Raw genomic sequence first — 9,430 nt, 5'->3', positions numbered from 1 at the left:
CCTTGGAAAAGACACCTTTCTCTTTGGCTTTTTGATGAGCCGGTGGAAATGAAGCGTGCTTGTCGACATTTATAACGCGTGGTGACTTCACATAAGGTTGGGCTATTGCTTTTTTGAAAAAGCGCATGGCGGCCTTGGCATTTTGTTGTCGACTGAGCATCCAATCCAAAGTATTACCATATTTATCAATCACTCGATAAAGGTAATACCAGCGCCCTTTGGTTTTTACCAACGTTTCATCCAACCGCCAAGAGGCACACGTCTGGCGGAAGTGAGGCCTAAGTCGTTTGGCGATTTCAGAGCCATACTCGTGCACCCAACGACAAACTGTTGAGCGTTCAACTTCAAGGCCACGCTCAGCGGCCATAACCTAATTTTTTTGCAACAGCCCATTTAGCTGAACAATCAAATAGACATGTAGCCAAAGCCCTTATTCTCCTGGAAGTAAAGCATGTTTATCAACATCCACAATTGGCGCACAAAGAATTTCCAACATAAATTTATATATCGAACTTCTTTGTTGTTCTATACCTTGTAGAGGTAAGGGGGAGTTGTGGATAGTAGAGCAATACACCGCCTAAATCAAGATTTACAGTTCATTGTGAAGCTGAGGTTGAAAGCGAAAAAAGCAAGGAATTGTTGGAGGTTGGTGAAGTGGCTACAGTAGCACACCATTGTAGTTCTCTGCTTGCGCTCGATTAAAAGCTACCGTCGCCTTTGGTTATATACAATTATAGTGTAGATTATTGTTGGTTTTTTATAATTTTTTTGAGTATATAAATTAGGGAGATTGCTTGTGGCTATCATTGATCAAATTCCAAAGTCAAGGATAAAGATTCATTATGAGACTGAGGTTAATGGAAAGAAGAGAGATAAAGAGTTACCTTTTAAATTAATTGTTATGGGAGACCTTTCTCTAGGAAGTTCTAAAGATAGACAGCTTGACCTGGAAGAAAGGGAAATACGTGAAATTGGAGCAAATGCATCACTAGATGCATTAATGAATGATATGGATATGTCGTTAAAATTTAATGTCGATAATAAGATAAATCCGGCAAGAAATCCTACAATCAATGTGAATTTACCCATAAAATCTATGAAATCACTGCGACCAGAGTCAATAGCAGAATCAATTCCAGAAATTCAATCATTATTAATGATTAAGAAAATGGTTAAAGAACTTGAATCATACGTTGACAATAATAAAAAATTCCGGGCAACAATCTTAGAGTTGATGAAGAATAAAGATGAAATGGAAAATTTCAAAAAAGAATTACCTGAAATAGAGAAATTTAAAGTTTAATTTAAATAATGAGGCGGGTATGGAAAAAGAAGTTCAAGTTCAGCAAGAAATAAATATTAATACGTTATTTAATATTTTGAATTTAAGCGCATCGTCTTATAAGGGTGGATCGCTCATTGAAGATCAACTAATTGATATTGTCGATAAAAATTATTCTGATGAAGAGCGTTTGGTTGCAAGTCTTTGCTTGTTATTTGCAAACACTGAGAATATAGATGGTTTTAATAAGGGATTGATTCAAAATATTTTAGATAGAATTGATTATCTGATTTCTCAACAGGTCAATGAAGTTTTAACTCAACCTAAGTTTAAAGCTTTTGAATCTACTTGGACAGCTATTAATGATTTAGTAAAAGATACTAACTTTAAAGCAAATATTAAAATTGATCTGCTTGATGTAACAAAAGAAGAGTTAGAAGAAGATTTTGATTGTAATAGCATTGATATTACAGGCGCTGAATTATTTAAAAAAGTCTATGTAGGAGAGTATGATCAGTTTGGTGGTGAGCCTTATAGTTCAATGATTGGGCTATATGAATTTAGTCGTACACCTGAGGATATTGCCTGGCTGTCTGCAATTGGGAAGATTGCTACAGTCTCACATGCACCTTTTATTAGTAGTGTATCTCCTCAGCTTTTTGACTGTAATACAGTAGAAGAATTATCACTGATTACTGACCTCAATAGTTTAATTTCACATCCTAAATTCGGTGCGTGGAATAAGTTTAGGAAAACTGAACAAGCAACTTACATTGGTTTAACTTTACCTCGTTATTTGTTACGTGTCCCTTATGATCCATTAATTAATCCAGCAGGGAAAATATTAAAAACGTTTAAAGAAGAGATAAATCACTTTGATGGTCAGGATTACTTATGGGGAAATTCCGCTATTTTATTTGCAAAAAATCTAACGCGTGCTTTTGAACTGAGAGGCTGGTGTCAACAAATCCGGGGGGCTAAAGGTGGAGGGTTGATTGAAGGGTTGTCAACGCCAACTTTTGATGTGAGAGGTAAAGAGGAAATTAAGGCCCCTGTTGAGTTTATAGTGCCGGATTATCGTGAATTAGAATTTGCAAATGCTGGGTTTATGCCTTTGGTCTATGAGAAAGGTACATCAAATGCTTGTTTTTTCAGCACGCAGTCATTGAAGTATATTGAGGAATTTGAGGATCCCTTTGATTCGCAAAACTCGCAAATGGTTGCGAACCTTTCTTATACATATTCAATTTGCCGCATTGCTCATTATGTTAGGACGATGATGAGGATGGATATTGGGCTTACTACAGGTAAAGAGTCTATCCAACAAAAATTACATGGTTGGATCAGTAATTATGTGACTTTAGTTTCAAGCCCGGATGAATTAACAGCTTCATACTTTCCATTCAAGAAAGCTGAAATAAAAGTGGATGATATTGAAGGAAAGGCAGGTTGGTACAACTGTAGCATTGTTGTACTTCCACATATTCAGTTTGAAGGGCTGAATGTTGAGTTAAAAATTGATACACGACTAGAAGCTTAAAAGAGGGTAGGTTATGTCAAATACATGGGACATTCAAGATGGTGACCTGATTGCTAATCTCAGTTATGAAGCCGCTGTGGCATCAGGATCTAACAATGAAAGCCGACAAGGGGAGGATCGAATATTCTTTAATACAGTAACCTTCAATGGGACAAGTCCTTCTTCACAATTACTAGCTTATGAAGGTGGAGAAACAGTAGGAACTAAGACTGATTTCATATTGAACGAGATTAGATTACCTGCCGATAATAAAATAGGTATGCATTATGTAACGATATCAGGAGTTTTTCATAAAGACGTATATAAGCAATTTACTAGTATTAAGTTTTCAAAACAGCAGACGACAATTGTGTTTAGCTTTGATGAGCCTAATAAGCAACAATCGTGTAAACCTTTTGATGCTACAGAAACTTCAAATGTATGGTTCCAAGCGATTAAGCCTAGCAGTCCTATTGTTATTTTAGTTACAAAAGATGATTTCACGTATACCAATAATAAAGATCAGCTTTACACTAATGTCGTTATTACGGGTCGTCACATGGTTAATTACAAGAATGATTATTCGTTACAAAATGTTGATCAGTTGAATATCGCAAAAAGTGTTGATTTTAGCTAGTTATTATGCTTAAACCTAAGTGGTATAATGACCAATATCTTTATCCTGAACATTTTGAGTGTTTGACGGAATATTTAATGGCTCAACAAAAATTTGGGAACGCCAGCAATGGCATCCCAAATTATGGGTTACTAGATATTCGCTGGAGCGACACGGAAATGCAGCTAGGAATTTTGAAATTCAGTAAGTTGAGTTTTTTGACTTATGAGGGTGAGTATATAGATATTGGGAAAAATGCTACAATCAATTCATTAGATTTAAATAATTTTGATAAAGAACATATTGGTATTTACCTTAACCTTATTGCAAATGAAGATTTTTACCAAAATACTGAAAATGGTAAAATAACCCTTTTAAAAGAAAAAATATTACTCTCTGATAAAATTATTCCTAATTCTAAATTTACCATGAAAGTATTCGATTTGGACCGTAAAGTTGGCGATGGTTTTAAAGTTAATGATAGTTTTATTGCGCCTTCTTTCTCAATTGCTACACAATGCTTTGATGAAGTTGAGAAAGTCACGGAAAAATTAATTCAAGAGTTGAAGCTTTATGCAAAGAAAAAGTCTCTTGATGCATCTCCTTCTTACCGTATTTTTATTAGATTATTGATTAATGAAGTGCAGTTCTTATTGGTAAATTCTAAAAATTTAGTGCAGTGTCACCCTATTCATTTTTTCCAAAAGTTAACTAAAATATACGCACTCGTCGTTGATGTAGATAATATAGATAGCGGCTTGCTTTCTTATAGCCATGACAATTTTGCAATTGCATTTAATAAATTAACAGGAGTAATTTTTGTTGAACTAGCACGCAAGCTCAATAAATTTTCTCATATTGACTATTATGTTGAGAACAACATAGTTTACACAACAAGACTTGAAATTACCGAGGATTCAGATCTTATCTTGATTATGAAAGAAAAGTATATCAGACAAGTGAAGGTATGTTCACCTTCAAGAATAAATACAATTGTATCAAGATCGCTATCTGGAGCAAGCTTAATTGATCAAGATAAATACCGAGGAATCTTTAACGAGCGCAGTGGTTATAAAGCGTTGTTTATAAAAAAAGATCATGAATTTGAATATATCAAAAAAGATAATAAACTTAGTTTATTGAATTATCCTATCTTAGGTGGGAATGAATTATCAATTATTAAAGTATAAGGATTTCTTTATGGCACTTGATACAGTAATAACACCATTAAAACCAATTTTAACTGCTGTGGGGCAAAGTGCTGTTGATGCGATTATAAATGCTAACCCTAACCTTAGTGAAGAAGAGCTTCGTGATAAATTAAAAGAATCTAAAATAGGTGGAAAGAGATATCCGGTTATAAGAATTAAGCTCACAGCAAAAAGTGGAGTAAGGTTTTGGAAGTTTTATGAAAAATTTTTTTAATGAGTCAGTTGCAAATATTACGAAAAAAGCGGGTTTAAATCCTAATGAATTTGATGTAGTTGATCCGAGAGTTAAATTTTCAGTAAGTTCAGATCTTCAAGAAAAGTTGGAGTCTGAAAGAGGTATGATGTCAAAACTTGGTGATCGTATTTCAAATGTTGTCTCAAGTACTAGATATGCATACACTAATCTTTATCCGCCTCAATTTTATTCTTTAAATGTTATTACTGACTTGCAAGTAGATAGTTCATCAGAATTTTTAGATGCAGCGTCTGCTGAGTCTATTGTTGGAGCATTAATAAAAATTAGAGGCTACTTATCACAAGATAAAGAATTTTTCTGATACTGATAGATGGGACGATTTTATTACAATTACATCACAAGATATGGTTATAATGGCAGTATTGGCCCGACATTTGTATAATATTTTGACAAAACAGGTATATATTTGTAAAGATAATGCATACAGTTATAAAGATAGTATGTATGTCCCATCTACATTTTTTATGCTTGAAGACTTGAATAAATTTTTAATGAAGCTCAATAGCATGTTTAGAGCAGAATTTGATAGCACGATTACAGCAAAACTATCAAGTATGATGGCAGGATCTACGAATAATAGAGAATCAAGTAAAACATTTAAATATTATTTTCAAAGTTTTGCTAGGAAGATACTTGGGGAACAACAAAACAGGGATGTTGGCGTTGATACAGAAATAGAACTACAGAAAGTTGTCTCTAGTATGACAAAGACTGGTTATTCTGACGTTCTGGTTGATATTGTGACCAATAAAGTTTCAGTTGAAAGCCTATCTGGAAAGACAGTTAAAAACATACTTAGTGCTAAAAATAATACAACTAGTTTTAGTGAGGCAATGAGCATTGCTAATCAAATAAATTTTGCAACAAATGCTCGAGGTGAAAGTGACGGTGCTTCAGCTAGAAAATTAAAGTTTGGTTTGACAATTGAGTCAATAATGAGAGATCTTATTTGTGCAAAGGATGGCATATTTAAAAAAGTACCTTTATTTGCATTATCTAATGCTATTAAAAAGATTGATGTAAGGCCCTTGTTTCCTGGGACATTGGCATTAATTTCATCAATTGTATTTTCTAAAGATGATGATATATCCATGTCAGAGTTTTATGATACTTATTTGCTTGAAAAGCTTCAGCAGTTTAAGTCTTCTCTTGATGCAGGAGTGGATAATTATATTTCAAGGATGAAATCAACTGATTTTTTTAAAAATATAGATTTCAGTAAAGATTTTGATAGAAAGGAACAGAAACAATTTTCTAGAATATGGCAACAGCAGTTATCATCATTAAAAGACTCTTTTGTAACCGATATTTTAGTAAGTGTTAGTAATGAGCAGTGTGAACGCTTTGAAGACCGTTTTCCCGCTGAAGCTGCATTCATTAACTTTTTATTAAGAAGAAGGGATTTATCTGAAAAAAATATGTATACAGGAATAACGTATCGACCTTCACTACTGCTTATGGTTACTGCAGTTACTAAAAAATATGGTCGTTACGATTTTGATTATTCTAAAAAAGATAAAATTTTTAATAAGAACAGTTATAAATTTGCCCCCCTAACTGAACAACGACGAGCGCAATGGACTATAACTAATAACCCCTACAGCAGTTTAGGGGGTCAGAGAGCACACTCTAATGGTGCACTGAATACCTCATCTAGAGTAAAGGATGCCGTGGATAAAGAAGGTGGTGCTAATTTGCTTATGGAACGCTTTAATCAAGGTATTGATGCTCAAGAGATGCTTAATAACTTGGTAGCCATGAAAGAAAGTAATGTGGATATACTGGCAGTTGAAGGAAATGAGAATAATCGACAAGAAGGGGAGATGAGCACTAATGCATTAAGGGCACAGTTTGCTAACAGAATGAAAAATAAGATTAAATATATTTCTGGGAAAGAAATCGCACAAATTGGTGAGAATGGGAACGTAGATGCAAACGCAGGTGCAAACGTAGATGCAAATGCAAATGCAAATGCAAATGCAAATGCAAATGGAGGTGAAGCTCAAAATCATAACATAAGTGTCACAGCTGAGGATATCACGAAGAGATCAAAATTCATGATGTTAACTGCGATAGAATACTCTAGAGATGATTGTTATAAAGGATCTGTTGTTCCGTTGTTAAGAATGTACTCAGCAATTTTGATGAGTTGTTTTGAGCAGTTAATTTTTCTTCATGCATCACGCAGTTATTTGCTTAATATTATTAAAGTGTCTGGTGATTACATTATTTCACAGCGTCATCAGTCTATTTTAGATTATTTGGCTGATATGAAAAAAGTGGTTGATGAGGTTAGATCAACTTTATATGATCTTAAAAAAATTGCCGAATATAGTAATTTAAGAGGGGAGTCTCACCGTTTTGTCAATATTATGGGTTCATTTTATGATAAAATAATGGATTTGCTGAGAACTTATTTATCTTTTGGCAAGGATCTAAATTATGCAGAAGAAGCTGTAGAATCAGCAAAACAAGTTGTTAATCAAGATGGGAGAACCGTTGCTGAAGAGGTTGATTGGAATTTAAATGCATTTACTAAACTTAGTAGCGCATGTAATTTTGAAAAGAATAATCAACAAATTATTTCGCCTGATCAGATTGTTATGACTCCAAATGATGTATCTGATGTTGTTGCAGAAAGGAATACAATGACATCATTAAATCTAACTTCTAGAGAACGTTTAACATTGGATCATGAAATAAAAATGATAACAAAAAGATACTATCAAGATTTTTATTACTGCTTAAAGTATTCAATTGAATTTATAGGATTATCTGGGTTAATTTTTATGGATCATGAAGATAATGCACTTGTAGAGTATAGTAATGTTATATATAGTAGATCAAAAATACAAATTGACAAGAAAGGGAAGCTTTTAAATAGGGCTGCGGCTAAAGAGCTATTCAGTCCTTATGATAATTCTATATTAGAACTGCAGAAATGTCTTACTGATATATTGGAGTCAAATGATATGGATGAATGGTCAAGCTTACTATTTAAAGACTTTCCATCACCAAAATCATTTTTAGGGTTGCTACCCTATAAATATATTTCTGAACTTTTAGATGACTCAAATAATATTGAAAAAGAGTTTTCAAATAGTAAAGCTGCTTGCTCCTATACACGGGATCTTGTTATACAAGCAAAAAGTTCTTACTTTTATTTTCATATTATAGCTAAATTAACTGGTTATCGTCAATTTGTTCGTGACAAGAAAGGGATGTTAAAAGTTAAATTCATTAGACTCATTTCTGTCTGTAAAGATGTTTTCGTACAACTAATCTCAATCTCTTCTTTATTTGGGTTTGTTAGTGGTAAAGAGTACTTTGATAGTATTGTTAAATTTTGTAATATAATTGGTTTCAATGGTATTAATGACATCGATATTGATGAATCAAAACATGCCTGCAATAAAGCTAGCGACCAAAATAATGGTTTTAAGGCTAGGTATGCAATACCTTTAATTGAAAATGTACATTTTAGAGATGGAATTTTAAAGCAAGAAATGAAGGGTATCAATCAAAGTTCAATATATGAAGACGTTACTGAGAGGTTAGATACGAGGATAGCTGGTTATAAAGATAACAGTATCAATACACTGCATAATTTGATAAAAAATGATGGGATGACAACCAGAGACCATTCAAAAAACAGAACGGAATTCACCGAATTGTATCCGATTTATACTGATGTTGATAAGGTAAAATCTGGTCTTCTTTTTTTAAGAGGAGAAGAGCTTAGTAATGTAAGACCAAAACTTAGTAATTTTCCAAATAAGGATGATCATGCTGCTTTAATAGGTCTTTTCAGGAGTTATTCTGAGGGCTGTGTTCATTTACATTCTTCACTTAGTGCAACTACACAATCTTTTCGGTCAGCGGCTCTGATATTATTTAGACCTGATGACAAAAAAGAACATTGTGGGTTTAATGCATGGGCAAAAAATCTGCCTAATGCTTCATTATATTTAAGATCTAATATCAAAATGTCTCAGGTGCAAACCGATTCTTTCTATAGTTATTTTCTGAGTAAAAAATCAAACTTTAGTTTAGTAAATAGTACAGCTTTGCATAAAAATAAAACTTATAAGCTAAAATTTTTGACTGCTGAGGATGATCATCGAGTTGCTTTAGTTTTGTGACAGATTATGATTGAAAAAATACAAAAACTAATCTATAATTTAAAATATCGAGACGCACTCAAGCTCTTGAAAATTTTTTTTGAGCAGGAGGGTGTTGAACTCAGTCTTGAGATCCTTGCATATTCTTGTGTTTGCCATTATATCGAGGAAAGTACCTGTATTGACCAGCTAGATACTCTTTCGACATTTGTTGCAAGTGATGGTTTTGATGATAGCAAAGTCAAAAAAAACACTAAAACTTTAGCATGGGTGTTTGAGGCAATTAGTGACTATATCAGTGATAATACCCTCGTTCTTAATGAACCCATTGATGATGTTCTGTCACATTTATTAATATTCGAAAAAAGCATTGCCCAATGCAATTAATATCGATGTGCATATAAATAAATTTAAAAACTATTTAA

General features: G+C 33.3%; 8 protein-coding genes and 1 pseudogene. 8 read left to right on the top strand and 1 reads right to left on the bottom strand.

The features are described 5' to 3' along the window. Positions 1 to 367: pseudogene (locus tag BGC07_RS16890) on the bottom strand (IS6 family transposase); the annotation flags it as partial. Between the two features lie 429 nt (positions 368 to 796). On the opposite strand from BGC07_RS16890, the gene tssB reads away from it, so the two are divergent. Genes tssB through BGC07_RS16850 form a run of 8 tightly spaced genes read left to right on the top strand, consistent with a single transcriptional unit; the run spans position 797 to position 9,392 of the window. After that, complete coding sequence (gene tssB, locus BGC07_RS16885; protein ID WP_069314243.1) at positions 797 to 1,303, top strand: type VI secretion system contractile sheath small subunit; 507 nt, start codon at positions 797 to 799, stop codon at positions 1,301 to 1,303. Positions 1,304 to 1,322: 19 nt separating this feature from the next. Next, positions 1,323 to 2,822, top strand: coding sequence for a type VI secretion system contractile sheath large subunit (tssC, locus tag BGC07_RS16880; protein WP_069314242.1), 1,500 nt, complete (start codon positions 1,323 to 1,325; stop codon positions 2,820 to 2,822). Between the two features lie 13 nt (positions 2,823 to 2,835). Continuing rightward, the gene (locus BGC07_RS16875) at positions 2,836 to 3,438 is read left to right on the top strand and encodes a hypothetical protein (RefSeq protein ID WP_069314241.1); all 603 of its coding nucleotides are present in this window, start codon (positions 2,836 to 2,838) and stop codon (positions 3,436 to 3,438) included. Positions 3,439 to 3,443: 5 nt separating this feature from the next. After that, entirely contained in the window at positions 3,444 to 4,607 is a 1,164-nt protein-coding gene (gene tssK / locus BGC07_RS16870) for a type VI secretion system baseplate subunit TssK (RefSeq protein WP_069314240.1), read from the top strand. Positions 4,608 to 4,617: 10 nt separating this feature from the next. After that, positions 4,618 to 4,842: a hypothetical protein gene (locus BGC07_RS16865; RefSeq protein WP_139121818.1), complete on the top strand. Its 225-nt coding sequence runs from the start codon at positions 4,618 to 4,620 to the stop codon at positions 4,840 to 4,842. After that, positions 4,826 to 5,185 (top strand): hypothetical protein, encoded by a 360-nt coding sequence (locus BGC07_RS16860; protein ID WP_069314238.1) that lies wholly within the window; start codon positions 4,826 to 4,828, stop codon positions 5,183 to 5,185. Before BGC07_RS16865 ends, BGC07_RS16860 begins: the two co-directional genes overlap by 17 nt. Before the next feature lie 52 nt (positions 5,186 to 5,237). Continuing rightward, positions 5,238 to 9,026 carry a hypothetical protein gene (locus BGC07_RS20275; protein ID WP_069314237.1) on the top strand — a complete coding sequence of 1,263 codons (3,789 nt, stop codon included), beginning with the start codon at positions 5,238 to 5,240 and terminating at the stop codon, positions 9,024 to 9,026. 6 nt (positions 9,027 to 9,032) lie between these two features. Next, entirely contained in the window at positions 9,033 to 9,392 is a 360-nt protein-coding gene (locus tag BGC07_RS16850) for a hypothetical protein (protein ID WP_069314236.1), read from the top strand. Positions 9,393 to 9,430 lie beyond the last annotated feature (38 nt).

The sequence above is a fragment of the Piscirickettsia litoralis genome, from assembly GCF_001720395.1.
Taxonomy (GTDB): domain Bacteria; phylum Pseudomonadota; class Gammaproteobacteria; order Piscirickettsiales; family Piscirickettsiaceae; genus Piscirickettsia; species Piscirickettsia litoralis.
Note: the sequence above shows the minus strand (reverse complement) of the source record. Positions and strands in the feature narration are given on the sequence as shown.